Genomic DNA, 24,435 nt, shown 5'->3' with positions numbered 1-24,435 from the left:
CCGAACGGAGGACGCATGAAACGCAGATTGGCAAGGGAAATCGCGGTCTCGAGCTTATACCAGATGGAAATGAACGGGGTAACAGGCGACGAGGCGGTCAATATGGTCATGGAAGAGGCGCGTCAGGAGAACGAGATCGGCGCGGAGGTGTCGGAGCTGGCCGCGGTGGACGGCTTTACCCGCGAACTGGTCGAAGGAGTAGCCTCCCGCAAGGAAGAACTGGACGCCCAGCTGGCGGCTTACCTGACGGGTTGGCAAGTGGACCGGCTGTCCCGCGTCGACCGGCAGATTTTAAGGCTTGCCGCTTATGAACTGAACGTCAAGGGCTTGCCCCCGAAAGTCGTCGTCAACGAAGCGATCGAATTGGCGAAGCATTTCGGTTTGGACGAGTCGGGCAAGTTCGTGAACGGCGTGCTTGGCCGGATGATCCGGGAGCAAGAGAAAGGTCAGGGCCGTCAGGCGGAAGGGGAAGGGGAACCCGAATGAGCGCGCGCATCATTAACGGCAAAGAAATTTCCGATACGATCCGGCGGGAAATCCGCGAGGAAGTCGAACGCCTGTCCGGACGAGGAATCCGTCCCGGCTTGGTCGTCATCCTCGTAGGCGAGGATCCCGCATCGCAAGTGTACGTCCGCAACAAAGCCAAAGCCTGCGAAGATCTCGGCTACCATTCGGAAGTCGTCCGGCTTCCCGCGGATACGACGCAGGACGAGCTGCTGCATCTGATCGCCAAGTATAACGAAGATCCGAAAATCAACGGCATTCTCGTGCAGCTCCCTCTGCCGAAGCATATCGCGGAAAAACCGGTGATCGACGCCATTTCCGTGGACAAGGACGTAGACGGATTCCATCCGATCAGCGTCGGCAACCTGATGATCGGGGACGATTCGCTGCTTCCGTGTACGCCGGCGGGCGTGATCGAACTGCTGAAACGGACGGGTAACTCCCCGGCGGGCAAGCACGCAGTCGTCGTAGGCCGCAGCAACATCGTCGGCAAACCGGTGTCCATGCTGCTGCTTCGCGAGAACGCGACCGTCACCGTTTGTCATTCCCGGACGCCTGATCTGCCGGCGGTGGCCCGGCAAGCGGACATCCTGATCGTCGCGGTCGGCGTACCGAAGCTGGTGAAACGCGACTGGGTGAAGCCCGGCGCGGTCGTCATCGACGTCGGCATCAACCGTCTCGAGGACGGAAAGCTGGCCGGCGACGTGGATTATGAAGACGTGCTCGAGACGGCGGGATGGATTACCCCCGTACCCGGCGGCGTCGGACCGATGACGATCACGATGCTGATGGCGAACACGCTCAAGTCCTGCAAACGCGCGAACGGCATCGATTGATTCATTTTCATACGCATCGAGAAAGGGGGAGGGAACATGGAGCAGAAGGTTCTGAGCATTCGGGACGTCAACCGGTACATCAAGCACAAGCTTGAAGGGGATCCGGGGTTGCAGGACATCTGGCTGCGGGGCGAAATCTCGAACTTCACGCGGCATTCCAGCGGGCATATGTACTTCACGCTGAAGGATGAATGCGGCCGTCTCAAATGCATCATGTTCGCCTCCTACAATCAGCGCCTCCCTTTCGCACCGAAGGACGGGATGAAGGTGCTGGCGCGCGGAGGCGTTTCCGTTTACGAGAGGGACGGCGCCTATCAGTTTTACGCGACGGCGATGCAGCCCGACGGGATCGGAAGCCTGTATCTTGCGTTTGAGCAACTAAAGAAGAAGCTCGAAGGTGAGGGACTGTTCTCCGAAACGCTGAAGCGTCCGATCCCGAGGTTCCCGAAAGCGATCGGCGTCATCACTTCGCCGACCGGCGCGGCGGTGCGCGATATCTTGATCACGCTGCAGCGCCGTCACCCTTCCGTTCCGGTGCTGCTGCACCCGGTATCGGTTCAAGGAACGTCGGCGGCGCCTTCCATCGTTCGGGCGATCGAGACGATGAACCGTCTCGGAGAAGTCGACGTGCTGATCGTCGGCAGGGGCGGGGGTTCGCTTGAAGAGCTGTGGGCGTTTAACGAGGAAGCGGTCGCGCGCGCCATCCGCGCTTCGGGAATACCGGTCATTTCGGCGGTCGGGCACGAGACGGATTTCACGATCGCGGACTTCGTCGCCGACCTTCGCGCCGCGACGCCCACGGCGGCTGCCGAATTGGCCGTCCCGCACGCGGGCGAGCTCAGGCAGCACCTGCACCACCTGGAGCAGCGGATGGGCAAGTCGCTTCGGCTGCTCGCGGGTAAAGCCAGGGAACGCTGGCAGCATGCCGCGCGTTCGCCTTATTTCACGCAGCCGCGCCGCACGCTGCTCGCCCAGGCGGAGCGGTTGGACCGGCTGCGCGACCGGCTCATTTACCGCGCCCAAGCCCAAACCGGCCGCGCGAACGAGCGGCTCGCGCGGCTTGCAGGACGGCTCGCGGCGTCGAGCCCGACCGAGCAGGCGGCTTTCGCCCGCAAGCGACTGACGGGGGCCAAGCGCTCCATGGAGCTGGCCATGGCGGGCACGCTTCGCGGCTCGCAAAGCCGGTACGCCTCGCTGATCCGGCATTTGGACGCGCTGAGTCCGCTGAAAGTCATGGGGCGGGGCTACAGTTTGGTATACGACGAATCCCAGAAAAAGCTGGTCCGCAGCGTGAACGACGTGCAGCCGGGCGACCTCGTCCGGGTCCGGCTCGCGGACGGCCGTTTGGATTGCCAGGTCTGGGGGATACAAGGGGAGGAAGAAGCCAATGGCTGAAGATCGGGGAGACAAGCTGAGCTCCGCGGGGGAAACGCAAACGTTCGAACAGGCGATGGAGCGGTTGGAAACGATCGTGTCCCGTCTCGAAAGCGGCGACGTGCCGCTGGAAGCGGCCATTGAGCTGTTCCAGGAAGGCATGACATTGTCCCGGCTGTGCGGTCAGAAGCTGGAGCAGGTGGAACGCCGGATCGAGATGCTCGTGGAAGGCGAATCCGGATTGGGGCGCAAGCCGTTCGCTCCGACCCGCGAAGAAGGAAACGGCGACTAAAGGGGAGTACGCGTGACGATTCACAAGCAGCTCGAGACCTATCTGACGGACACCAAACAACTCGTCGAGGATGCGCTCCGCAAGGCGATCCCGGCGGATTGGCGCATACCCGGCCGCCTTCGCGAGGCGGCGGAATATTCGTTGCACGCGGGAGGCAAAAGACTTCGTCCCGTCTTCGTCCTGGCAGCGGCGGAAAGCGTATCCGGATCGGCCAAGGCGGCCGAGCGCGCCATGCCGTTCGCCGTGGCGGTCGAGATGGTCCATACTTATTCGCTCATCCATGACGATCTGCCCGCGATGGACAACGACGATTTCCGCCGGGGCCGGCCGACGAACCATAAGGTTTTCGGGGAAGCGCTCGCGATTCTGGCCGGGGACGGCTTGCTGACGCACGCCTTCTACGCCGCGTCCCGGGCTGCCGATCTCGGAGTGCCGCCGGAGAGAACGCTGGCCGTCTTGGCGGAACTGGCGATGTATGCCGGTCTTCCCGGCATGGTCGGCGGCCAGACGGAAGACATGCAGGGAGAACAAGGCATCACGACGTTGGATCAGCTGGAATCGATCCATTTGCATAAAACCGCCGACTTGATCTCTTTCTCGCTGCGTGCCGGCGGCCATGCGGCGGAAGCAAGCGATGACGAGCTCGCGGCGCTGGGGCTGTTCGGGCGCAACGTCGGACTCGCGTTCCAAATCCAGGACGACATTTTGGATTTGACGGGCGATGAAGCGAAGCTTGGCAAACCGGTCAAAAGCGACGAAAAGCAGGCCAAGGTGACTTACCCCTACCTGATCGGGTTGGAGGAAAGCCGCTTGCGCGTCGCCCGGCTGACCGAGGAAGCCAAGGAAGCGGTCTCCGGGCTGGCGGCGCCGTCCAGGCTGATCGCGATCGCGGACTACATGATGTCCCGGGATCACTGATCACGATAACGCTATTCCGACACGGCGCAAGCTCCCGAGGGAGTTTGGCGCCGTTTGTCGTCACTTGGGCATGCATTGCGGATTATGTTATAATAACGGAATCACGGTAGTCCCGTTAGGGAGAAAGCGGGGAACATCATTGCTGCTCGAAAAGATCGACAGCCCGGCCGATTTGAAAAAATTGCCGCTGTCGGAGCTTCCGCTGCTGGCGGAGGAAATCCGGCAATTCCTGATCGAGAAACTTTCGGTGACAGGCGGACACCTCGCGCCCAATTTGGGCGTGGTGGAGCTCACTCTTGCGCTCCATTATTTGTATAACAGCCCCGAAGACAAAATGATCTTCGACGTGGGCCATCAAGCTTACGTCCATAAAATGCTCACCGGCCGCATGAACCGTTTCGATACGCTTCGGCAGAAGAACGGTTTGTGCGGTTTCGTCAAACGGAGCGAAAGCGAGCACGACGTCTGGGAGGCCGGCCACAGCAGCACATCCCTCTCCGCTGCGATGGGCATGGCGATCGCCCGCGACTTGCGCGGCGGCTCGAACAAAGTCATCGCCGTCATCGGCGACGGCGCGCTCACCGGCGGGATGGCCCTCGAAGCGCTGAACCATATCGGCCATGAGAAGAGGAACCTCACGGTCGTCCTGAACGACAACGAGATGTCGATCGCACCCAACGTCGGAGCGATCCACAACTATTTGGGCAAGGTCCGTACGGACCGGACATACAGGAAAGCCAAAGACGAGCTGGAATGGCTGCTCCGCAAGGTGCCGGCGATCGGAGGCAAACTCGCCAAAACCGCGGAACGCGTCAAAGACAGCCTGAAATATTTGATCGCTCCGGACGGCATGCTGTTCGAAGAGTTCGGCTTGAAATATTTCGGACCCGTAGACGGCCACGACATCGTCAAACTGGTCGACACCTTCCGCCAAGCCGATAAAGTGCAGGGCCCCGTCCTGATTCACGTCCTTACCACCAAAGGCAAAGGCTACACGCATGCGGAACAGGATTCGCACAAGTGGCACGGCGTCACGGGCTCCTATAAGATCGAGTCCGGTCAAGTGATCAAGCCGGTCGGCCCGCCGATGTACACGGAAGTGTTCGGGAATACACTGATCGAGCTCGCCGGGAAAGACGAGCGGATCGTCGCGATCACGCCGGCCATGCCGGGGGGTTCCGGGCTGCTGGGCTTCGCCGCGAAGTTTCCGGGCCGCATGTTCGACGTCGGCATTGCGGAGCAGCACGCGGCAACGATGTCCGCCGCGCTCGCGATGGAAGGCATGAAGCCGGTATTCGCCGTCTATTCGACTTTCCTCCAGCGTGCCTATGACCAAGTGGTCCATGACATTTGCCGGCAGAACTTGAACGTCGTCTTCGCCATCGACCGGGCGGGATTCGTCGGGGCGGACGGGGAAACCCACCACGGCGTATACGATATCGCTTTCCTGCGGCATATCCCGAACCTGGTGCTCATGATGCCGAAGGACGAGAACGAGCTGCGGAACATGCTGTACACCGCGGTGCATTACGACGAAGGCCCGATCGCCGTTCGTTATCCCCGCGAGCAAGGCGTCGGCGTCGTCTGCGATCCCGAGCCGTCGGCCATCCCGATCGGCACGTGGGAAACGGTCCGCGAGGGCGATTCGGCCGCGATCCTCGCGCTCGGCCCGATGGTGAGAGTGGCGGAGGAAGCCGCGGAAATCCTGAAACGGGAAGGCTTGAACGTTCGCGTCATCAATGCCCGTTTCGTGAAGCCGCTCGATGAACGCATGCTGGCGCAGCTCGCAAGCGAACGCATCCCGATGCTCGTGCTCGAAGAAGGCTCGGAACTCGGCGGATTCGGCAGCGCGGTGCTCGAATATTACGCCCGCGAGGAATTCGCGAACGTTCCGGTGCGGATCGCGGGCGTTCCGGACGTCTTCGTCGAACACGCTTCGATCAAAGAGCAGCGCCAAGAGAACGGATTGACCGCGGAGAACGCGGCGAACCTGATCCGGGCGGCTGCCGTGCGTCCCAAGCAGCGTGCGACATGACGGATAAAGCCGCGAAGGAACGGCTGGATGTCCTGCTGGTCGAACAGGGATATTTCGAAAGCCGGGAAAAAGCGAAAGCCGCCATCATGGCGGGATTGGTTTGGATGGGCTCGGAACGGGTGGACAAAGCCGGGACCAAGATACCACGAACGTCCGCGCTCACGGTCAAGGGAGCTCCCCACCCTTACGTCAGCCGGGGCGGACTTAAGCTTGAGAAGGCGATCCGCGTTTTCGGCATCGACATGCAGGACGCGGTGATGCTGGACATCGGCGCTTCGACCGGCGGGTTTACCGATTGTGCGTTGCAGAACGGCGCTTCTTTCGTTTACGCGATCGACGTCGGCTACAACCAGCTCGATTGGTCGCTCCGTCAAGACCCGCGGGTCCACGTGATGGAAAGGACCAACTTTCGGCACATGACGTCCGAGCAGTTGGACGGGCCTGCGCCGGGATTCGCGACGATCGACGTCTCGTTCATCTCCTTGAAGCTCATTTTGCCCGCGCTGGCGCCTTTGTTGGCCGATGGCGGCGGCACCGTCGCGCTGATCAAGCCGCAATTCGAAGCCGGACGCGAACAAGTCGGCAAATCCGGCGTCGTCCGGGATTCGAAGGTGCACAAGTCGGTGCTGCGGGAAGTGCTGGGGTTCGCCGACGGATTGGGATTCGCGCTTCAGGCGCTGACCTTTTCGCCCATTACAGGCGGAGAGGGAAATATCGAATTCCTCGCGTATTGGCTCAAAACGGGTGTGCCGTTGGGCACGGAATGGGCGGCTAAACTCGACGCTTCGATAGAAGAGGTCGTCGAGCAAGCGCATGGGACCTTCCGCAACGCATAATCTTTTCCGGATCGGAACCGGAACTGCCGAAGAACGGCCGGATAACGGTTTTTCTTTTGCGGTTCCGGTTTTTTTGCTTCGCATTGGATACAGAATGGATACAGCAAACCGCCCGAAGAAAACAGGAAATCGGGCCCCGCAAGGCGAAAGAAATGAGGACGGGTCGACGCTTCCTAGTTCAGCCAACATTGCAAAACGAGGACCTGCGGAGAGGTGGGGTCTTTGGGACGGTTCGGAGATTGGCTGCTTCTGCTGATCGGAGCCGGATTCGCCGTATGGCTGCTGATTCGTCGTTTCGACCGCTGGCTCCATGAGCCGCCGGGCGCTCGGCTTCGCCGATTGGCACAAAACGGCGGGGTGATCCCCGACGATACCGTTGCCCTGCTGCAGGAAAACGGTTATGAAGTATTGTCGGGCAAACACCGCGTTCCCCTCGGCGTCAAGGTGGACGACGGACCGGTTCAAGGGACGCGCCTGTATTTCGATTATTTGGTATCCAAAGAAGACAAATACTATTTGGTCAAGCTGGAAAGGGCCCGCCAGCCGATGGACTGGACGGCCAGCGGCCTTCGCGAGCGGCTGCTTGCGTATGCGCTGCTCTTTCCGGATTGCGAAGGAATCATCGTGGCCGATCCGAAGGACAAGTGGATGCGGACGGTGCGATTCCAAGTGGAGGATGACGAAGCATGAAAGGTCAACGTCAACGTAAGATTCGGGAATTGATCGGGTCGAGGGAAATCGAGACCCAGGAAGAGCTGGTGGAGGCGCTGAGCGAAGCGGGCATGCAAGTGACGCAAGCGACCGTTTCCCGAGACATCAAGGAGCTGCAGCTGATCAAAGTGCCTCTGGAAGACGGACGTTATAAGTATTCGATGCCGCAAGACCAACGCTACAACCCGGCCCATAAGCTGAAACGAGCGTTGTTGGACCACTTCGTCGGAACGGACGCGGCGGAAAACCTCGTCGTGGTGAAGTGCCTGCCGGGTACGGCGAACACGATCGGCTCGCTCGTCGACGGCATGGATTGGCCGGAAATCATCGGCTCCATCAGCGGCGACGACACGACGCTGCTCATTTGCCGGACGAAGGAGCACGCCGCGCAGGTCGTCGGCAGAATTCACGAAATGCTGAGGTAAGGGGGCATTCCATGCTTCGGGAACTGAACATCCGCAATTTGGCGGTCATCGAGAACGTCTCGGTGACGTTTCATGAAGGGTTTCATGTGTTGACCGGCGAGACCGGCGCGGGTAAATCGATCGTCATCGACGCGCTTGCCCTGGCCGCGGGAGGACGGGGTTCCGCCGAGATGATCCGGCACGGCAGCGATCGCGCGGACTTGGAAGCGCTTTTTGACCTTCCGGCCGGGCATCCCGTATGGGAAACGCTGTCCAGGCTCGGAATCGACGCCGATCCTTCGGAAGCCCTCATTATTAGAAGAGAACTGCAGGCGCAAGGGAAATCGTCGGCCCGCATCAACGGCCAGAACGTGACTCTGGCGATGCTGCGCGAAGTCGGCGAACATCTGGTCAACCTGCACGGGCAGCACGAACACCAGTCGCTCCTTCGGACGGACCGCCATTTGGAATGGTTGGACCAATTCGCCGGAGAAGAGTTGGCCAAAGCCAAAGCCGAGTACCGTCAAGTTTTCGCCCAATACCAGAACGTGCTGAAGGAACGGAAGGAATTAGACGAGCGAAGCCGGCAGGGCATGCAGATGCTGGATCTGTACCGGTTCCAGCTGGAAGAGATCGAGAATGCCCGCCTGAAGCCCGGCGAAGACGAATCGCTCACGGATGAAAGGCGAAAGCTTTCCCATGCCGAGAAGCTGGCCGATGCCGTGTCCGAAGCTTACGACTTGCTTTACGGATCCAAAGGCTTGGCCGCTTTGTCCAAAGCGTTGACCCGCCTGCAGGACATCGTCAAGGTGGATCCGGCTAAGCTGCAGCCGCTCGTCGAGCAGCTTCAATCTTCCTATTATGCCGCCGAAGACGCGGCTTATCAGCTGCGGGATTATCGCGAAACGATCGAATTCAATCCCGAGCGGTTGGCCCACATAGAGCAGCGGCTGGATTTGTTGTTCGGTTTAAAGCGCAAATACGGGGAGACGGTCGAGGACATCCTCGCGTACGAAAATAAAATCCGCAGCGAAGCGGATCGGATCGAAAACCGCGACGAGCGGCTGCGCGAATTGGAATCCGAGGAACGGCGGCTGCTGGACGATTTGACGGCGCGGGCCGCGAAACTCAGCGGGTTCCGCCGCGACGCGGGCCAAGTGCTCTCCCGCGCGATCGTGCAGGAGCTCGAAGATCTTCAAATGAGCCGATCGGTATTCGAGGTCAAGCTGGAGAACGGACCGCTGACGGCGGCCGGCGCGGATGCCGCCGAGTTCCTGTTGTCAACGAATCCGGGGGAACCGCCGAAGCCGCTCGCGAAAATCGCCTCCGGCGGAGAAATGTCGCGCGTCATGCTGGCTCTCAAAGCCATTTTCGCACGGATCGACCGCATTCCGGTTCTCGTCTTCGACGAAGTGGACACCGGAGTCAGCGGCAGGGCTGCGCAAGCCGTCGCCGACAAGCTGTCGAAGCTGTCGCGCAGCTGCCAGGTGTTTTCCATTACCCACTTGCCGCAGGTCGCCTGCATGGCGGACCATCAATATGAAATCCGCAAAACCGTCGCGGATAGCGGCAGAACGGTGACCTCCGTACAGGAACTTCGCGGTCCCGAACGGGTGGAAGAACTGGCGCGTCTGCTCGGCGGGGTGGAAGTAACGGAAAAAACACGGCATCACGCACAAGAAATGCTGGCGCTGGCGGAACGCCAAAAAAACGCGTAACGACGCGAAAAATCGGACTTTAAGGAAGCTTTTCGGGAACATAAAAGCGGGGGGGCACGGTTACCTTATAAGTACGCCATCGGCCTTATTCATCGGCCGGTCAAGACTGTAAGGGAGCGTGAGACCTTGTATCCCCAACCGCCAAAGCGCCGCTTATTCGGTCTTTGCCTCGTGATCCTGCTCGGAGCGGCCGTGTGCTCCGCGCCCTTGAGGCATTACGCTTCGTTTCCCGAAAGCCTGCGCATGTTCGAAGGGCAGGACAAGCAATTGAATTTCGTCATGCCCGTGCATGCACAGGGAAGCGTGAATCCACAGGTCGCACACGTCAACGGGCAGAAGAACGCGATGTTCCCTGTCGACTTGAACAGGCCTTTGTCCATTCATCCCAAACAAACCGGCACGACCGAGCTCAAGCTTCGTTTATTCGGCAAAATCCCGTTTAAGACGGTAAAACTTCAAGTCGTTCCGGATCTGAAAGTCATTCCGGGCGGCCAAACGATCGGCGTTAAGGTGAAATCGGCCGGCATCATGGTGGTCGGACACCATCTCGTCAAAACCGGAGAGGGCACGAAAGCTTCCCCGGGTGAAGACGCCAAGCTGAAACTCGGGGATTTGATCGTCGAAATCGACGGACAACGTTCCAACGACGTTTCCAAAATCGCCTCGCTCGCGGAAGCTTCCGGGCAAAGCGGCAAGCCTCTCACGCTGCTGGTCCAACGGGGCAAAGAACGTTTCCGTACGCAATTGAAGCCGGCTTACGACCAGGAAGACAGAGCTTGGCGGCTAGGCCTCTATATTCGCGATTCCGCCGCAGGCGTCGGCACGTTAACCTTCTATGCACCGGATCACAACGTATATGGAGCTCTAGGCCACGTGATCACGGACATGGATACGCAGACGCCGATCGTAGTGGGCAGCGGCGAAATCCTCCACTCGAGCGTCATCTCGATCTCCAAAAGCCAAAACGGCGAACCGGGCGAGAAACGGGCGATTTTCAAGGAAGGCAAAACGCTCGGCAACGTGGAGAGGAATACGTCGTTCGGCATTTTCGGACGGATGAACGATTTACCCGGCAATGCTTATCGTTCCGAAGCGGTTCCCGTCGCATTCGCGGAAGAGGTCGAAGAGGGGCCTGCCGAAATTTGGACGGTCGTCGGCGGCCAGAAGGTCGAAAAGTTTGCGATCCGCATCGTTCATGTTTCCAAGCAAGCTGCGCCGGCGACGAAGGGGATGGTCATCAAAATCACCGACCCCAGATTGCTTGAGCGTACCGGCGGCATCGTTCAGGGCATGTCGGGCAGTCCGATCCTCCAGAAAGGAAAACTGGTCGGTGCCGTGACCCATGTGTTCGTGAACGACCCAACGTCCGGATATGGCTGCTACATCGAATGGATGCTGCAAGACGCCGGAATCATGCTGAAGCCCGAGCAAACTTGGTCTAAGGCGGTTTAACGCCTTAGATTTTGCTCTTTGGGAAAGTGTGAAAATCCGAACATTTGTCGAAATTTGACGAAAATAATCAGGAAATGACGTAAATTATTAATTATATTCGATATCGAATAAAAAAGAAAGAAAAATTTTCTGCTCCGGAAGGAATTGAGGAGGGCTTGTCGAAATCGAAATAACAGAGAAACGATCGCGTTTCCTCGACTATATCTTGGTACAGAGAAAGGGAGGACCTGACATTGCAGCGGATCGAAGTTTTTCTTGCGGACGACAACCGAGAATTCACGAATTTATTGTCCGAGTACATTCAAGAGCAGGATGATATGACGGTCATCGGAGTGGCGTACAACGGAGAAGAGGTCATTCGTCAGCTGGAGGAAACCCGGCGCGTGCCGGATGTCATGATCCTCGATATCATTATGCCCCACCTGGATGGGCTTGGCGTATTGGAGAAGCTGCGGGATATGAACTTGTCCCCGATGCCGAAAATCATCATGCTGACGGCGTTCGGCCAAGAAAACATTACCCAGCGCGCGGTACAGTTGGGAGCGTCTTATTACATACTCAAGCCGTTCGACATGGACGTACTCGCGAACCGGATCCGCCAACTGGCCGGCTCCTCCGCGTCCGCTTCCGTATCGACGGGAAGCTCGGGAAGCGCCAGCGTCATCCGCTCCAATATCGTGCCGATCGGCAAACCGAAAAACCTCGACGCGAACATCACCAGCATCATCCACGAAATCGGCGTTCCGGCCCACATTAAAGGGTATCAGTATCTGCGCGAAGCGATCACGATGGTGTACAACAACATCGAAATCCTTGGCGCCATTACGAAAACCCTGTATCCGGCCATCGCCGAAAAATTCAAAACGACGCCTTCCCGCGTCGAACGCGCCATCCGCCACGCGATCGAGGTCGCCTGGACGCGCGGCAACATCGACAGCATCTCCCACTTGTTCGGCTATACGATCAACATCGCGAAGTCGAAACCGACCAACAGCGAGTTCATCGCCATGGTCGCAGACAAGCTTCGCATCGAGCACAAAGTGAGCTAATCCTGTTATACGGACAAAGACCGAGCGCAATCGCTCGGTCTTTATCTGTTTATCGCGTACAAACATTGATTCCAAGCCTCGTTCGAACCGCGCCAGTCCGCTCCTTTCGGCATCCGGACCGCGAGAATGCCGTCGATCCCCCAATTTTCGTACGCGACATCCCATCGATCGTTCTGATGGTGGTTCACGATCAACAGATGGAATTTCGCGTTCGTCAGCGTCCGCAGCGCCGCTTGCAGCCGGATCGCATCATGTCGTTCCGTCCCCGTTCTCACGAAGAGAATAGGCCCTTGTTGCGGAACCGTCTGGAGAAAACGAGACACGCGGCGGTTTAACGTTTGTTTAAACGCCGGATAAGCGTCCCACCATCGTTCAATCGTGTGGTGGAGGGGAAAATCGTGAAAGGAGAGGACATCGTACGCTTTGTCCCTGACCACGAAACACTCGCCCGTGGCGTCAATCACTTCCAGGCGGGGCAGCTCCATGAACCCGGCGAAACGATGCGAGATCAACCGAACCATGCCGTCCATCGATTCGGTGACGAACCAATCGAGAGGTCCCGAAAATTTTCGCAAACCCAGTCGTTGGAGTTGATAGGCCGTTTGACAGGTTGAGCCTAAACTGATGACGGTCTTATAACCGCCCGCGGAATACGCCATCTCCCCCCCGCCCTTCCCGGAAATACCGATATTCTTCACAGTACTCAATGAATGCGGATTGGCGTGGGCATTTCGATGAGCCGAATCCGCAAAACATGCAAAAAAAGACCGAGCGCTGAGGCTCGGTCTTTGCGTTGCGAAGTTATTTCGCGGTTTCTTGGGCTTTCAGCTGGGCGATCAGTTTGTCTCCCTCGACGTCCAGGTTCGGCAGCAGCCGGTCGATCCGCTTCGGCAACCCCCAAGCCTTATCCCCGAACACCGCCATCACGGCGGGCACGAGCAGCATGCGGACGAGGAAGGCGTCGATCAGGATGCCGACGGCGAGCGCGAAGCCGATCTGCTTGATCATGATATCCGGCGCGAAAATGAAGCCGGCGAAGACGGAGACCATGATGACGGCCGCCGCTACCACGACCCGGCTGGCTTGCTCGTAGCCATGGACGACGCTTTCGGTGCCGTGATGCCCGTGAACGTAAGACTCGCGCATGGAGCTGACCAGGAACACTTGATAATCCATGGCCAACCCGTAAAGAATGCCGGTGACCAAAATCGGCATGAAGCTGAGCAAAGGCCCTCCGGTGTCGAAGCCGAACAGGGAGTGGAGCCATCCCCATTGGTACACGGCAGTCGTGATTCCGAAAGTGGCGAGCACGCTAAGCAGAAAGCCTGCCGTCGCTTTGATCGGCACGATGATGGACCGGAACACGAGGAGCAGAATGATCAGCGAGAGAATCACGATAATGCCGACATAGAGCGGAAAAGCCTCCGCGAGTTTCGCGGACATGTCGATGTTGATGGCGGTAAAGCCGGTCACGCCGATCGTGACGTTGTACGTCCGCGCCAGGTTCGAGTCGGCGGAACGCAGATCCCGCACCAAGTCACGCGTCTCGGCATCGGTCGGTCCCGATTTCGGAATGAGGCTGACGATCGCCATGTCCCCGGTTTTGCTCATGCCCATCGGAGTTACCAAGGCCACATCGTCGTGCTTTTGGAGATCCTGGACGAGGCCTCCCAACGTTTCCGGAGCGATTTTGCCGGAAGCGTCTTTCGGTTCCGCAACCAAGAGCAGCGGTCCGTTGAAGCCTTCGCCGAAGCCGCTCGCGATCGCATCGTAGCTCTGCCTGGCAGGGGTGTCCAGGTTCGCCGTGGCCCCGGAAGGGATGCCCATTTCCATCTTGGCGACCGGAATCGCCGCCGTACCGAGAACGAGGATGACGAGAACCACGACGAGCCAGCGGAGCTTCAAAATCCCCGTCACCCAGCGATGCGCGAAGCCGCGGCTGATTGGATCCGCATGGGCGGCGCCCTTCGCCCGCGCTTTCGTGGAGCAAATCCGCTCGCCTACGAGACCCAGCAAAGCCGGGAGCAGGGTGAGCGCAATCAGGACGTTCACGAGAACGGCCGCAGCGGCCACAAGCGCCATCGTAGACAAGAAGCCGATTCCGATCACGAGCATGCCGCACAAGGCGATGATGACGGTCAAACCGGCGAAAAATACCGCGCTTCCTGCCGTGCCGACCGCTCGGCTTGCGGCTTCGCGCGCGCTGAGCCCTTGGTCGAGAATCATCCTGCGTTGGCGGTTCACGATAAACAGGCAGTAGTCGATGCCGACCGCAAGGCCGACCATCAAGGCAAGCACCGGCGTAATGTCGCTCATATGGATGAACTTCGAGAGGGCGAAAGCGCCGCCTACGCTGATCCCTACGCCAAGGATGGCGGTCAGGAGCGGCAGGCCCGCCGCGACGACGGAGCCGAGCGTCATTAGAAGCACGACGGCGGCGACCGCGATGCCGACGGCTTCCGTTGAGCCCACCGACGGTTTGGACATCAGCGAGTCGCTCGGCAAGGCGGTAATGCCGGAACCGCCCTTTTCCACGGCCGATACCGCTTCGATGACGGAATCCGGCACCGATTCGGGCAGCGACATCTGTTGAACGGTGAACTGGAATTGGAACAGGGCCACGCGCCCGTCGGAGGAAAGCATGACGCCCGGGATCGGAACGCCGCCGACCATCATCGGTCCGAAAGGCGGCGATTCGGTTGCGGAGGCGGCCTGGGTTTGACCGGAAGCCGAATTCGAAGCCTGTGCCGCCGCACCGGCTTCGGCGGCGAAATCGGCAGGATTGATGACGTATTCCAGGTGATAAACGTCATTCACGGCTTTGCCGATCAACTTCAACCGTTCCGGCGTGTCCAGCCGTTCTCCTTCGGGAACGGTGAACACGACGCTGGCTTGGCCGCCCGCGGCCTCCGGAAGCTCCTTCGCCAATTGGTCGAGCACCTTCTGCGATTCGGTGCCTTCGATTTTCATTTCGGAGCTGACGTGCATGCCGTTGATGCCGAGCAGGGCCAGTACGACCCCGAGGATCGCGATCCAACCGACGATGAAATACCACGGTTTGCCGTAGGCGGATTTGCCTATTTTGTACAGGAAGGTCGACATTCGTAAAGGTTCTCCTTTTGGATGAAATGATAGGGGGAAGACGTCAGAAGCCTTTACGCAAGCAGCCGAACATCGTCTCCAAATAGTCGTCGAAGGTTGCCGCATCCGATTGTCCGTCGGCCGATTGTCCCGGCAGGAGAACGTTCAGGCTCCCGTCAAGCAGAGGCAAGATGGCCCCGTACACCGCTCCGGCCAGCATGTGGGGGTAGCTCTCCGGATACCGTCCCCGGGAAAACTCGCTCACCGTTTCTTCGGCTGCCGTTTGCAAACGCCGGAATGCGCTCAGAACGTAGGGTTCCAGAGTGGGATGGCGCTTCGACAACGACATCAGCTCGTGCATTTTCCATAAGTGATCTCCGATGAGCTGCAGCTTCAACAGCCGGTGCAGAACGTCGACAGGGTCGGCGTCCGCGGGCAGACCCGCGATCAAATCTTCCGCTTCGTTCGCGTTCTCGAACGTCACGGCGGCGGTGGCCACCGCTTCTTCCTTGCAGGAGAAGTGGTTGGCGAACGTTCTTCTGGAAAATTGGGCTTTCTGCACGACGTCTTCGACCACGAAGCCGTCCATGCCCCGTTCCCGCGCGAGTTCGAACGCGGCGTCGGCCAACGCGGCTGCCGTCGCCTCCCGTTTCATGTCGCGTAAACTCAGCTTGTTCGTGTTCACGTCTAAGCGATCACCTCATTTTCGGTTGTCTTAATTATTGCCCAATGGGCAATCATGCACAATGGGAAACTTGTTACGATATTGTGGCGAATCGCCGTGATCGGCTATAATCCTTGTTACCCTATACCATCACAAAGAGAATTGGAGAACCTCATGCTTATTGAAACGCGGCATTATCAAGTGAACGGAATCGAATATCTCATCCGGTCCGCCGAGCCGGCGGATGCGCCGGCCTTGTCCCGACTTCGGCCGAAGATCGACGGAGAAACCGAAAATATGGATAGGGAACCGGGCGAAGCTTTCATCGACGTTCCCGGTTTCGAAAGGATCATCGCGGCGGACTCGGAAAAGCCGAGGAACCTGTTTCTCGCGGCGGTCATTCAAGAGCGCATCGTCGGTTTTTCCAGATGCGAAGGGACCGAACTGAAGCGATTTTCGCACAAAGCCGATTTCGGCGTTTGCGTGCTGAAGGAGTTCTGGGGGTGCGGAATCGGAAGGAACCTGCTGCAACGATCGATCGAATGGGCGGACACGAACGGCGTGATGAAGATGGCGCTGAGCGTCCTCGAAACCAATGAAAAAGCGATCCGACTCTACCGAAAATTCGGCTTCGAAGTCGAAGGCGTTCTCAAGAACGACAAGATCCTCTCGGACGGGAAGTACTACAACACCGTTATCATGGGAAGATTCCGTCCCTGATCCGGATGGCTCGGAATCTCGTAAATTTATCTGATTTTAAGGTAACTTTCCTCAGACATGATATAGTGAGGAGGTCTTGGCACATCAGAAAGGGGATCTCATGATGAACGAAAACGAAAATAAACCGGCCGAGGAACAATTTCCTCCGGAGCTCGCCGCTGCGGCCGAGCCGGTTGAACTTTTGCAGGAAACGGAAGAGAACGAGGATACGGAAACGCAAGATCGGGAACCTGCCCGCACGGACAGAAGGACATCCGCGCCGTGGCCGTGGATGGTATTGACGGCGATCGCGATCGCGGCTCTGATTTTCGTTCTCGTCCGGGACGGCGGGAAAGCGGCCGGAGACAACGCGGTCGTCGGCAAGATGGACGGCGTCACGATCACGAAGGCGGACATGTACGACGAATTGTCGAAACAATTGGCCGATGGACAAGCCGCTTCGCAACTGGACAGCCTGATGATGATGAAGCTGGTCGATCTGGAAGCGAAGAAATCCGGCGTCACGGCCACCGACGCCGATATCAACGCGGAGATCGCGAAATACAGGAAAAACTTCTCCACGGATGAAGAATTCGCTTCGGCGCTGCAGCAAAACGGCATGACGATGGACATCTTGAAGGAACAGATCGACATCAGCGTGAAGCTCCGTAAAATTTTCGCGCCCGAAATCAAGCCGACCGATGACCAATTGAAAAAGTATTACGAAGACAACAAAGCCAATTACAGCACGCCGGAGCAAATCCGGGCTTCGCATATCCTGCTCCCGACGAAGGCGGAAGCGGAAGCGGTGTTGGCCGAGCTGAAGAAAGGCGCGGACTTCGCGACGCTGGCGAAAGAGAAATCGACGGACCCCGGCTCCAAGGACAACGGCGGCGATTTGAACTATTTCGGCCGCGGCGTCATGAACGAGCCATTCGAGACGGCTGCGTTTAAGCTGAAGGTCGGAGAAACCAGCGGCGTCGTGGAATCCCCGAACGGGTTCCACATCATCAAGGTTACCGACAAGAAGGCTGCGGTTACGCCGACTTACGATTCGGTCAAGCAGCAGGTCGAAAACGATTACCTGGATTCGCAAATTCCGGGCAAAATGAACGACTGGATGACAACGAAAAAGAAAGAGTATCATTACGAAAATCTGTTGTCGGCCCCGGCTGCGTCGGAAACGCCGGCTCCCAGCGCGTCTCCTTCGGCGTCGACTTCCGCAGGTAAATAAGCGAACCCCGTACAGGGCGAAAGGACCGATGCGTACTCAAAGCGCATATCGGAATCCTTTTGCCCTGTTTTTTTGCGGCAACCCCTTCCAATCGCGATCCGATCAGGTATATTGATAGAGGACGAGGACCGGTAAGGGGAGCAGGACATTGAACTATCGCATATTGATCGTCGACGACGACAAAGATATCGCCAACCTCATTTCGATTTATTTGAAAAACGAAGGCTATGACACGGAGCTCGCTCACGACGGGGAAGCGGCGCTGGGGAAGATGGAGGAAGGGAAGTTCCATCTCGCCGTGCTGGACGTCATGATGCCCCGCATGGACGGTCTGGAAGCGTGCCGGCGGATACGGGAGAAGGCGGAACTGCCGATTTTGATGCTCAGCGCGAAAGCCGAGGACATGGACAAAATCATGGGCCTCATGACGGGAGCGGACGATTACCTCGTAAAGCCGTTTAATCCGCTCGAACTGACGGCCCGCGTCAAATCGCTGCTCAGGAGGGCGTACCGTTACGGCCAAGCGGCGGGAGGGGATGAGGACGGTCTGATCCGCCTTCACGGTTTGACGATCAACAAGGCCACCCATTCCGCGGAAGCGGACGGGCGCCCGATCCGGCTGACTTCCACGGAGTTCGGCATCCTGCATCTGCTGGCCAGCCATCCCGGCCGCGTATTCAGCGCCGAAGACATTTTCCAGCAAGTATGGAAAGAAAAATATTTCGAATCGAACAACACGGTGATGGTCCATATCAGCAAGCTTCGGGATAAGCTCGAGCAGGAAACGGGCAGCAAGCTGGTGACGACGGTGTGGGGGGTGGGGTATAAAATTGACCTCTAAAATCGTCTGGAAAAAGGCGGGAAGGCTCGTCGGCCACATTTTCCTCAGCGTCCTGCTCGGCTTCGCCACGATGGTGCTGCTGAACGCAACCCTGGACCGACTGACGCAGAATACGGGCGGCGAGTTCCGCCGTTTTGCCCGTGATCTCGTCAATGCTTTCGGCAGCACGCTGCTGACTTCCGTCGGCAGTTTCTTGTTTTTCGTCGTGTACATGGTGCTGCTCAATTGGCGGAGATTCCGGTACGAGCAGCGGCTCTTGGACTCGGTTGCGCATATCGCGCAGGGCAATTTCGGGCATGAGGTTCCCGTCGCCCAGAACAACGAAGTGACGCTGTTGGCGGAAAACGTCAATTTGCTGGTGGAACGGCTTCAGAAGTCCTTGGACGAGGAACGGCGCACCGAGCGGTCCAAAAACGAACTCGTGACGAACGTTTCCCACGACCTTCGGACGCCGCTCACTTCGATTCTCGGTTACCTCGGGCTCATTGACCAGGACCGTTATCGGGACGAAGTAGAATTGCGGCAATACGTGCAAATCGCTAACGCGAAGGCGCAAAGGCTGAACGTGCTCATCAACGACCTGTTCGAATACACGAGGATGAACGGGGCTTCGTTCCCGCTGCGGACGACGGCCGTCCATCTCGCCGACATGATGGAGCAGCTGCTCGACCACTACCGGCTTTTGCTGCAGGAGGCCGGCATGGAAGGTGTGCTGAGCGTCGGGCCAAACGGGCGAGAGGTCCGGGTGCGGGCGGATCCCGACAAGCTTGCGCGCGTGTTCGAAAATTTGCTGGCCAACGCGATGGCTTACGGCAAGGAAGGCAAACGGGTGGACGTATTCGTGGCGGAGGAACGCAAAGAGGCGATCGTCGAGATCGTCAACTACGGGGAACCGATTCCCGAGGCGGATTTGCCGCGTTTGTTCGAGAGGTTTTACCGCGTGGACAAAGCGAGATCGGCTGACGAAGGAGGCGCCGGACTCGGGCTTGCGATCGCCAAAGGCATCGTCGAGAAGCACGGCGGCACGATCGAGGCGTTCAGCGACGAACGCCGCACGTCGTTTCGGATTCGCTTGCCTTTAATGGCGGAAGAAAAGGCGTCGGAATAAAGAACTCCATCCCAAGCGGGATGGAGTTTTTTCGCATACTGCCGGAACCGTCAACGGATCCATTCGAGAAATTCGAGCCGGTTGCCGAACGGATCGTTCACGTAAAACCGTTCCGCGCCTTCGAGCGCTTCATCGTCCTGCACTTCGATACCTTTTGCGGCCAGCGCAGATTTCAGCCCGCCGAGATCCCGCACTTCGAACGCCGGGTGGGCTTTCATCGCGGGCACGAAGTCGGGCTGCACGCCGATATGTACCTGATGCGTGCCGCATTGGAACCAGACGCCTCCTCGGCCCCGCAGCGCTTCCGGTTTCGGGATTTCAGCCATGCCGAGCGCTCCCGCGTAGAACGTTCTGGCCGTTTCCTCGCATCCTTGCGGAGCGGCCAGCTGTACATGATCGATGCCGACGAACGAGTATGCCATCGTTGTTCCCTCCAAAGGTGAGTTTCACTATGTAAAACGAGGTTTCATTATTTATTTGTTTTTCATTATAGCACCCGAATCGCTTGCCGTCTCCGATTTTAAGAAAAAATTATGGTTTGCTTACGGAACGATTAAAGTCCTCCTCTTACAATGGCAACTGTCAAGAAGAACGAAGAGGTGGAGAACATGGCAAGGAAACGATGGTTCGCGCTGATACCGCTCGCGATTCTCGTCGGATGGACGGCGGCACATGCGAAGCTGGCGAAGGAAAGGGACGGCGGCAATCCCTTGCATTTGGAGGTCCGTTCGGCGGTGATGATGGACGCGGATACGGGAGAGTGGTTGTACGCCTACCGGGGGGACGAGGCGCTGCCGCCCGCGAGCATGTCGAAAATGATGACCGAACTGATCGTGCTCGACGACGCGGCGGCGGGCAAGCTTTCCTGGGAAGACCGTGTTCGCGTCAGCGAATATGCAGCCGGCGTTACGGGGGCGAGCATGGGCCTGCGAGCCGGTCAAAACGTGACCGTGCGGGAGTTGTTCGAGGCGATGGCCGTACATTCCGCAAACGACGCCGCGGTCGCGTTGGCGGAGTATGCCGCCGGGTCGGAGAAAGCGTTCGCGGAACGCATGAACCGTAAAGCCAAGCAAATCGGGTTGTCGGAAGAGACGGTGTTCGCCAACGCGACGGGTTTGTCCCGGGAAGACGTCGCGGCATTCGAAGCGGCTGCTGCCGACGGGGAGACTGAGATGTCCGCCAAAGACGCCGCGAGGCTGGCCGTTCGGCTCATCCGGACGCACCCGGAGCTCCTGGAGACGACGAAGCTCGCTTTCGCGCCGAGGACGGACTCTCAGGCAGCGCTGCAGACGACCAATGAAATGCTCCCCGGCCAGCGGTTCGGAACGGCCGGCAACGACGGGCTGAAAACCGGATACACCGGCCGCGCGGGTTACTGTTTCACGGGCACGACCATGCGGGAAGGAAAGCGTCTCGTGACGGTCGTCATGGGAACGTCGACGCCGGAAGCGAGGTTCGAGGAGACCCGCAAGCTTCTGGAATACGGTTGGGAGAAAGTGTTGTAGATCGGAACTTCTTGCGTGGAGAAGAAAAAACGCCGCGAATGCGGCGCAGTCGGCGTTAATCGAAACGCGTCTATTCGGAAGGTTTGCCGTTGCCCGCTTCTTCGCGGCGAGGAGGACGGGGCCGCTTCGGCCGGAAACGGGAGGACAGGTAATTGTGTTTCTTGTCGCGGAAGAAAATCCAGCCTCCGATGAAGCTGACGCCGAGCAGGAAAAGGATGAAACCCAGTATGAAGGAACCCCAAGCGAAGCTTGGCGTTTGCAGATCCACGTTGCCCATGTCGGCGAAATAGTTGAACAGGGCGTCTTTCATGAGCAAAAATCCGTAAGCGGCGGCAATGCCGGGAATAACGAGAAGTAAAATGGCGATAAGACGCGAAAGGATGAGTTTCAAACTCCATCCTCCTTTCTTCTTCTTATCATACCTTGTTCCTATCTTCCTGTCCACGAGGTCGCCTGATGTCGAACCGCGGATACCGCTTTGTTCCCGGGGCAAAAACAGGTACAATAGGAAAAGCGAAAGGCCTGACATGGGAATCAGGGGATTAACGAACGCGGAGGGACCATCATGCCAATTGAAACCGACGTCGCCATTCTGGGCGGCGGACCGGGAGGCTATACGGCGGCCGTGCGCGCGGCGCAAGCCGGACGCAGCGTCGTCATCATCGAAAGGGACAAGCTGGGAGGCACCTGTCTGCACCGGGGATGCATTCCGAGCAAATCGCTGCTTCGCAGCGCGGAGGTGTTCGCCACGCTGAAACAGGCGTCCGCCTACGGAGTTGCGGTACCCGAACAAGGAATTTCCGTCGACTGGGCGGCCGTTCAATCCCGCAAGGACGGGATCGTCGAACAGCTGCACCGCGGCGTTCAAGCTTTGATGAAACAGAATAAAATCCAGGTCGTCCAAGGCAGCGGCAGAATCACCGGCCCGTCGATTTTCTCGCCCAAAAGCGGAGCGATCGCGGTGGAGCTGCCGGACGGGGAGTCGGAAACCGTCGTGCCCAAAAACGTCATCATCGCGACCGGTTCCCGCCCTCGGCGGCTGAACGGGCTGCCGTATGACGGCTTCTCGGTCGTCACCAGCGACGAAGCGCTCGGCTGGACGGACAGACCCGCTTCCGTGCTCATCGTCGGCGGCGGCGTCATCGGCATCGAGTGGGCCTCGATGCTGTCCGACTTCGGCACGGTAGTGACCGTCGTCGAGACCGCGGACCGGGTGCTGCCGGGCGAAGATAAAGACGTTTCCGCCGAAATCGCCAGAGCGCTGTCCAAACGCGGCGTGCGCATTCTGACGGGAGCGAAGCTGAACGCGTCCTCCTGCAAAGTAGACGGCGGCACGGTAACCGTGGAGGTCGAATCGAAAAGCGAAACCGCCGTCTTGACGGCGGAGCGGATGATGGTATCCGTGGGCCGTCAAGGCAACGTCGAAGGGATCGGCCTCGAAAATACCGACGTGAAGTCGGCGAACGGCTTCATCTCGGTGAACCCGATCACGCTGCAAACGGGCGAGCCCCATATTTACGCGATCGGAGACGCCATCGGCGGCGTTCAGCTCGCGCACGCGGCGATGCACGAAGCGGCGGTTGCCGTCGAGCATTTGACCGGCGGCAAGCCGGAGCGTTGTGCCGACCGGGACATACCCCGGTGCATTTATTCGCGGCCGGAAGCCGCCTCGATCGGCTGGACGGAAGAAGCCGCCAAGGCGGAAGGCCGCAAGGTGAAAACCGCCAAAATCCCTCTCCGCATTCTCGGCAAGGCGCTCGTGTACGGAGAAGCGGAAGGCTTCGCCAAAGCGGTCGCCGACGCCGACACGGGCGATCTGCTCGGCGTTCACCTGGTAGGCGCCCATGCGACGGAACTGATCGCCGAAGCTTCGCTCGCGAAGCTGCTGGACGCCGTCCCGTGGGAAATCGGACGGACGATCCACCCCCACCCGACATTATCCGAAATCATGCAGGAAACGATGCTGGCCTTATCCGGCGGCGGTCACGCGTGATAAAGACACCCCTGCGGCCAATCGGAGAGGACTTTCGGCCCTCTCCGGTTGGACGTTTCTTTTTGTTCGGCGGGGGAGTATAATAGGATTTAACTTCAAGTATTAAGACCTGGTTTTAAAACTAGAGAACGGAACAGGGAGGACGCCCCTATGACCCAGACGGGCACCGTACGCCAGGAGAGCCGGCACGCGGCTCTCGGACTTACCGACGAGCAAGCCGTGGCCATGTACGAGAAAATGATGCTGGCCAGGCGATACGATGAGCGCGGACAATTGCTGCAGAGAGCGGGCAAAATCAACTTTCACATTTCGGGGATTACGCAAGAGCCTTCGCAGGTGGCCATGACGTTCGCGATGGACCTCGAGCGGGATTGGTTCCTGCCGTATTACCGGGATTACGGGCTCGTGCTTTCCGTCGGCATGACGGTGAAGGAGCTCATGTTGTCCATCTTCGCCAAGGCGGAGGATCCGAACAGCGCCGGGCGCCAGATGCCCGGGCATTTCGGCTGCAAACGCCTGCGCATCGTGACCGGGTCGAGTCCCGTGACGACGCAGGTCCCGCATGCCGTCGGTTTCGCGTTGGCCGCCAAAATGCGCGGGGAGCCGTCGGTGGCGATCGTCTCCTTCGGCGAAGGCTCCAGCAACCAAGGAGATTTCCACGAGGGCTGCAACTTCGCGGGCGTCCAGAAGCTTCCGGTCATTTTCATCTGCCAAAACAACCAATATGCGATTTCCGTGCCTTTCTCGAAGCAATCCGCCGGCCGGATCGCCGACCGCGCGCTCGGGTACGGTTTCCCGGGATATCGGGTAGACGGCAACGATCCGCTTGAGGTGTACCGGGTCGTTAAGGAAGCGCGCGAGCGCGCCGTCGCGGGCGAAGGCCCGACGCTGATCGAGATCATGACGTACCGAGTTACCGCGCATTCCACTTCCGATAACGACCTGGCGTACCGCACGAAGGAAGAGGTCGATCTTCACAAGGCGAAAGACGCCATTCCGGCGTTCCGCAGCTACTTGACCGAACTCGGCTTGTGGTCGGACGAGAAGGAAGAAGAGCTCGCGAAGTTTCATCGCGCCATGATCGACGAAGCGACGGAATACGCGGAGAAGGCGCCGTTCCAAGCGCCGGAAGATTCCTTCCGTTACGTGTTCGCGGAAGACGAAGGGGAGGCGCGCTGAAT

Annotated in this window: 24 protein-coding genes; 19 read left to right on the top strand and 5 right to left on the bottom strand. The window is 58.8% G+C overall.

Annotated features, from left to right (window positions below; all coding sequences use genetic code 11):
- Nucleotides 1-15 precede the first annotated feature (15 nt).
- From nusB to spo0A, 12 genes are all read left to right on the top strand, one after another.
- On the top strand, nucleotides 16-486 hold the full coding sequence (gene nusB / locus EAV92_RS09770) for a transcription antitermination factor NusB (protein ID WP_123040906.1): 471 nt from the start codon (nucleotides 16-18) through the stop codon (nucleotides 484-486).
- Nucleotides 483-1,340, top strand: a complete 858-nt coding sequence (folD, locus tag EAV92_RS09765) for a bifunctional methylenetetrahydrofolate dehydrogenase/methenyltetrahydrofolate cyclohydrolase FolD (protein WP_123040905.1) — start codon at nucleotides 483-485, stop codon at nucleotides 1,338-1,340. Before nusB ends, folD begins: the two co-directional genes overlap by 4 nt.
- 36 nt (nucleotides 1,341-1,376) lie before the next feature.
- Complete coding sequence (gene xseA / locus EAV92_RS09760; protein ID WP_123040904.1) at nucleotides 1,377-2,735, top strand: exodeoxyribonuclease VII large subunit; 1,359 nt, start codon at nucleotides 1,377-1,379, stop codon at nucleotides 2,733-2,735.
- Nucleotides 2,728-3,006, top strand: a complete 279-nt coding sequence (gene xseB, locus EAV92_RS09755) for an exodeoxyribonuclease VII small subunit (protein WP_123040903.1) — start codon at nucleotides 2,728-2,730, stop codon at nucleotides 3,004-3,006. Before xseA ends, xseB begins: the two co-directional genes overlap by 8 nt.
- A 12-nt stretch (nucleotides 3,007-3,018) precedes the next feature.
- A complete protein-coding gene (locus EAV92_RS09750) occupies nucleotides 3,019-3,924 on the top strand; it encodes a polyprenyl synthetase family protein (protein WP_420888811.1) in 906 nt (301 codons plus the stop codon).
- A 139-nt stretch (nucleotides 3,925-4,063) separates the two neighbouring features.
- Nucleotides 4,064-5,959, top strand: a complete 1,896-nt coding sequence (gene dxs, locus EAV92_RS09745; protein WP_123040902.1) for a 1-deoxy-D-xylulose-5-phosphate synthase — start codon at nucleotides 4,064-4,066, stop codon at nucleotides 5,957-5,959.
- Nucleotides 5,956-6,795 (top strand): TlyA family RNA methyltransferase, encoded by an 840-nt coding sequence (locus tag EAV92_RS09740; protein ID WP_123040901.1) that lies wholly within the window; start codon nucleotides 5,956-5,958, stop codon nucleotides 6,793-6,795. Before dxs ends, EAV92_RS09740 begins: the two co-directional genes overlap by 4 nt.
- A 222-nt stretch (nucleotides 6,796-7,017) precedes the next feature.
- A complete protein-coding gene (locus EAV92_RS09735) occupies nucleotides 7,018-7,485 on the top strand; it encodes a hypothetical protein (RefSeq protein WP_123040900.1) in 468 nt (155 codons plus the stop codon).
- A complete protein-coding gene (gene ahrC, locus EAV92_RS09730; protein WP_123040899.1) occupies nucleotides 7,482-7,931 on the top strand; it encodes a transcriptional regulator AhrC/ArgR in 450 nt (149 codons plus the stop codon). The genes EAV92_RS09735 and ahrC overlap by 4 nt, the downstream gene beginning before the upstream one ends.
- 11 nt (nucleotides 7,932-7,942) lie before the next feature.
- Nucleotides 7,943-9,628: a DNA repair protein RecN gene (recN, locus tag EAV92_RS09725; RefSeq protein WP_123040898.1), complete on the top strand. Its 1,686-nt coding sequence runs from the start codon at nucleotides 7,943-7,945 to the stop codon at nucleotides 9,626-9,628.
- Between the two features lie 126 nt (nucleotides 9,629-9,754).
- Nucleotides 9,755-11,080, top strand: a complete 1,326-nt coding sequence (spoIVB, locus tag EAV92_RS09720) for a SpoIVB peptidase (protein ID WP_123040897.1) — start codon at nucleotides 9,755-9,757, stop codon at nucleotides 11,078-11,080.
- Nucleotides 11,081-11,313: 233 nt separating this feature from the next.
- On the top strand, nucleotides 11,314-12,129 hold the full coding sequence (gene spo0A / locus EAV92_RS09715; RefSeq protein WP_123040896.1) for a sporulation transcription factor Spo0A: 816 nt from the start codon (nucleotides 11,314-11,316) through the stop codon (nucleotides 12,127-12,129).
- 41 nt (nucleotides 12,130-12,170) lie between these two features.
- On the opposite strand, the gene EAV92_RS09710 is transcribed toward spo0A, so the two are convergent.
- From EAV92_RS09710 to EAV92_RS09700, 3 genes are all read right to left on the bottom strand, one after another.
- Nucleotides 12,171-12,788: a DUF1796 family putative cysteine peptidase gene (locus EAV92_RS09710; protein ID WP_123040895.1), complete on the bottom strand. Its 618-nt coding sequence runs from the start codon at nucleotides 12,786-12,788 to the stop codon at nucleotides 12,171-12,173.
- Nucleotides 12,789-12,930: 142 nt separating this feature from the next.
- Nucleotides 12,931-15,231, bottom strand: a complete 2,301-nt coding sequence (locus EAV92_RS09705) for an MMPL family transporter (protein WP_123040894.1) — start codon at nucleotides 15,229-15,231, stop codon at nucleotides 12,931-12,933.
- 43 nt (nucleotides 15,232-15,274) lie between these two features.
- A complete protein-coding gene (locus EAV92_RS09700; RefSeq protein ID WP_241158495.1) occupies nucleotides 15,275-15,895 on the bottom strand; it encodes a TetR/AcrR family transcriptional regulator in 621 nt (206 codons plus the stop codon).
- 153 nt (nucleotides 15,896-16,048) lie between these two features.
- Here EAV92_RS09700 and EAV92_RS09695 point away from each other — a divergent pair, with 153 nt between their 5' ends.
- From EAV92_RS09695 to EAV92_RS09680, 4 genes are all read left to right on the top strand, one after another.
- Entirely contained in the window at nucleotides 16,049-16,594 is a 546-nt protein-coding gene (locus EAV92_RS09695; RefSeq protein WP_123040893.1) for a GNAT family N-acetyltransferase, read from the top strand.
- A gap of 76 nt (nucleotides 16,595-16,670) precedes the next feature.
- Nucleotides 16,671-17,807, top strand: coding sequence for a peptidylprolyl isomerase (locus EAV92_RS09690; protein ID WP_164472712.1), 1,137 nt, complete (start codon nucleotides 16,671-16,673; stop codon nucleotides 17,805-17,807).
- A 148-nt stretch (nucleotides 17,808-17,955) separates the two neighbouring features.
- On the top strand, nucleotides 17,956-18,648 hold the full coding sequence (locus tag EAV92_RS09685; RefSeq protein ID WP_123040891.1) for a response regulator transcription factor: 693 nt from the start codon (nucleotides 17,956-17,958) through the stop codon (nucleotides 18,646-18,648).
- Nucleotides 18,638-19,756 carry a sensor histidine kinase gene (locus EAV92_RS09680; protein ID WP_241158494.1) on the top strand — a complete coding sequence of 373 codons (1,119 nt, stop codon included), beginning with the start codon at nucleotides 18,638-18,640 and terminating at the stop codon, nucleotides 19,754-19,756. Before EAV92_RS09685 ends, EAV92_RS09680 begins: the two co-directional genes overlap by 11 nt.
- A gap of 50 nt (nucleotides 19,757-19,806) precedes the next feature.
- Here the strand turns inward: EAV92_RS09680 and EAV92_RS09675 are convergent, their stop codons facing one another.
- Entirely contained in the window at nucleotides 19,807-20,178 is a 372-nt protein-coding gene (locus EAV92_RS09675; protein ID WP_123040890.1) for a VOC family protein, read from the bottom strand.
- Between the two features lie 186 nt (nucleotides 20,179-20,364).
- Between EAV92_RS09675 and EAV92_RS09670 the strand changes: the two genes are divergently transcribed.
- Nucleotides 20,365-21,261: a D-alanyl-D-alanine carboxypeptidase family protein gene (locus EAV92_RS09670; protein WP_123040889.1), complete on the top strand. Its 897-nt coding sequence runs from the start codon at nucleotides 20,365-20,367 to the stop codon at nucleotides 21,259-21,261.
- Nucleotides 21,262-21,331: 70 nt separating this feature from the next.
- On the opposite strand, the gene EAV92_RS09665 is transcribed toward EAV92_RS09670, so the two are convergent.
- The gene (locus tag EAV92_RS09665; RefSeq protein WP_123040888.1) at nucleotides 21,332-21,652 is read right to left on the bottom strand and encodes a DUF2627 domain-containing protein; all 321 of its coding nucleotides are present in this window, start codon (nucleotides 21,650-21,652) and stop codon (nucleotides 21,332-21,334) included.
- A 174-nt stretch (nucleotides 21,653-21,826) separates the two neighbouring features.
- On the opposite strand from EAV92_RS09665, the gene lpdA reads away from it, so the two are divergent.
- Both lpdA and EAV92_RS09655 read left to right on the top strand, forming a co-directional pair.
- A complete protein-coding gene (lpdA, locus tag EAV92_RS09660; RefSeq protein WP_123040887.1) occupies nucleotides 21,827-23,254 on the top strand; it encodes a dihydrolipoyl dehydrogenase in 1,428 nt (475 codons plus the stop codon).
- Nucleotides 23,255-23,404: 150 nt separating this feature from the next.
- Nucleotides 23,405-24,433 (top strand): thiamine pyrophosphate-dependent dehydrogenase E1 component subunit alpha, encoded by a 1,029-nt coding sequence (locus tag EAV92_RS09655; RefSeq protein ID WP_123040886.1) that lies wholly within the window; start codon nucleotides 23,405-23,407, stop codon nucleotides 24,431-24,433.
- The last annotated feature ends 2 nt before the right edge of the window (nucleotides 24,434-24,435 follow it).

This window comes from Cohnella candidum, assembly GCF_003713065.1.
Classification (GTDB): Bacteria; Bacillota; Bacilli; order Paenibacillales; family Paenibacillaceae; genus Cohnella; species Cohnella candidum.
This window is presented reverse-complemented; position numbering and strand designations above follow the sequence as displayed.

Excerpts from the sequence above, each read along its gene's own strand:
- nusB (WP_123040906.1), top strand. The coding sequence starts at position 16 with ATGAAACGCAGATTGGCAAGGGAAATCGCGGTCTCGAGCTTATACCAG.
- folD (WP_123040905.1), top strand. The coding sequence starts at position 483 with ATGAGCGCGCGCATCATTAACGGCAAAGAAATTTCCGATACGATCCGG.
- xseA (WP_123040904.1), top strand. The coding sequence starts at position 1,377 with ATGGAGCAGAAGGTTCTGAGCATTCGGGACGTCAACCGGTACATCAAG.
- xseB (WP_123040903.1), top strand. The coding sequence starts at position 2,728 with ATGGCTGAAGATCGGGGAGACAAGCTGAGCTCCGCGGGGGAAACGCAA.
- EAV92_RS09740 (WP_123040901.1), top strand. The coding sequence starts at position 5,956 with ATGACGGATAAAGCCGCGAAGGAACGGCTGGATGTCCTGCTGGTCGAA.
- ahrC (WP_123040899.1), top strand. The coding sequence starts at position 7,482 with ATGAAAGGTCAACGTCAACGTAAGATTCGGGAATTGATCGGGTCGAGG.
- recN (WP_123040898.1), top strand. The coding sequence starts at position 7,943 with ATGCTTCGGGAACTGAACATCCGCAATTTGGCGGTCATCGAGAACGTC.
- EAV92_RS09710 (WP_123040895.1), bottom strand. The coding sequence starts at position 12,788 with ATGGCGTATTCCGCGGGCGGTTATAAGACCGTCATCAGTTTAGGCTCA.
- EAV92_RS09705 (WP_123040894.1), bottom strand. The coding sequence starts at position 15,231 with ATGTCGACCTTCCTGTACAAAATAGGCAAATCCGCCTACGGCAAACCG.
- EAV92_RS09695 (WP_123040893.1), top strand. The coding sequence starts at position 16,049 with ATGCTTATTGAAACGCGGCATTATCAAGTGAACGGAATCGAATATCTC.
- EAV92_RS09675 (WP_123040890.1), bottom strand. The coding sequence starts at position 20,178 with ATGGCATACTCGTTCGTCGGCATCGATCATGTACAGCTGGCCGCTCCG.
- EAV92_RS09670 (WP_123040889.1), top strand. The coding sequence starts at position 20,365 with ATGGCAAGGAAACGATGGTTCGCGCTGATACCGCTCGCGATTCTCGTC.
- lpdA (WP_123040887.1), top strand. The coding sequence starts at position 21,827 with ATGCCAATTGAAACCGACGTCGCCATTCTGGGCGGCGGACCGGGAGGC.
- EAV92_RS09655 (WP_123040886.1), top strand. The coding sequence starts at position 23,405 with ATGACCCAGACGGGCACCGTACGCCAGGAGAGCCGGCACGCGGCTCTC.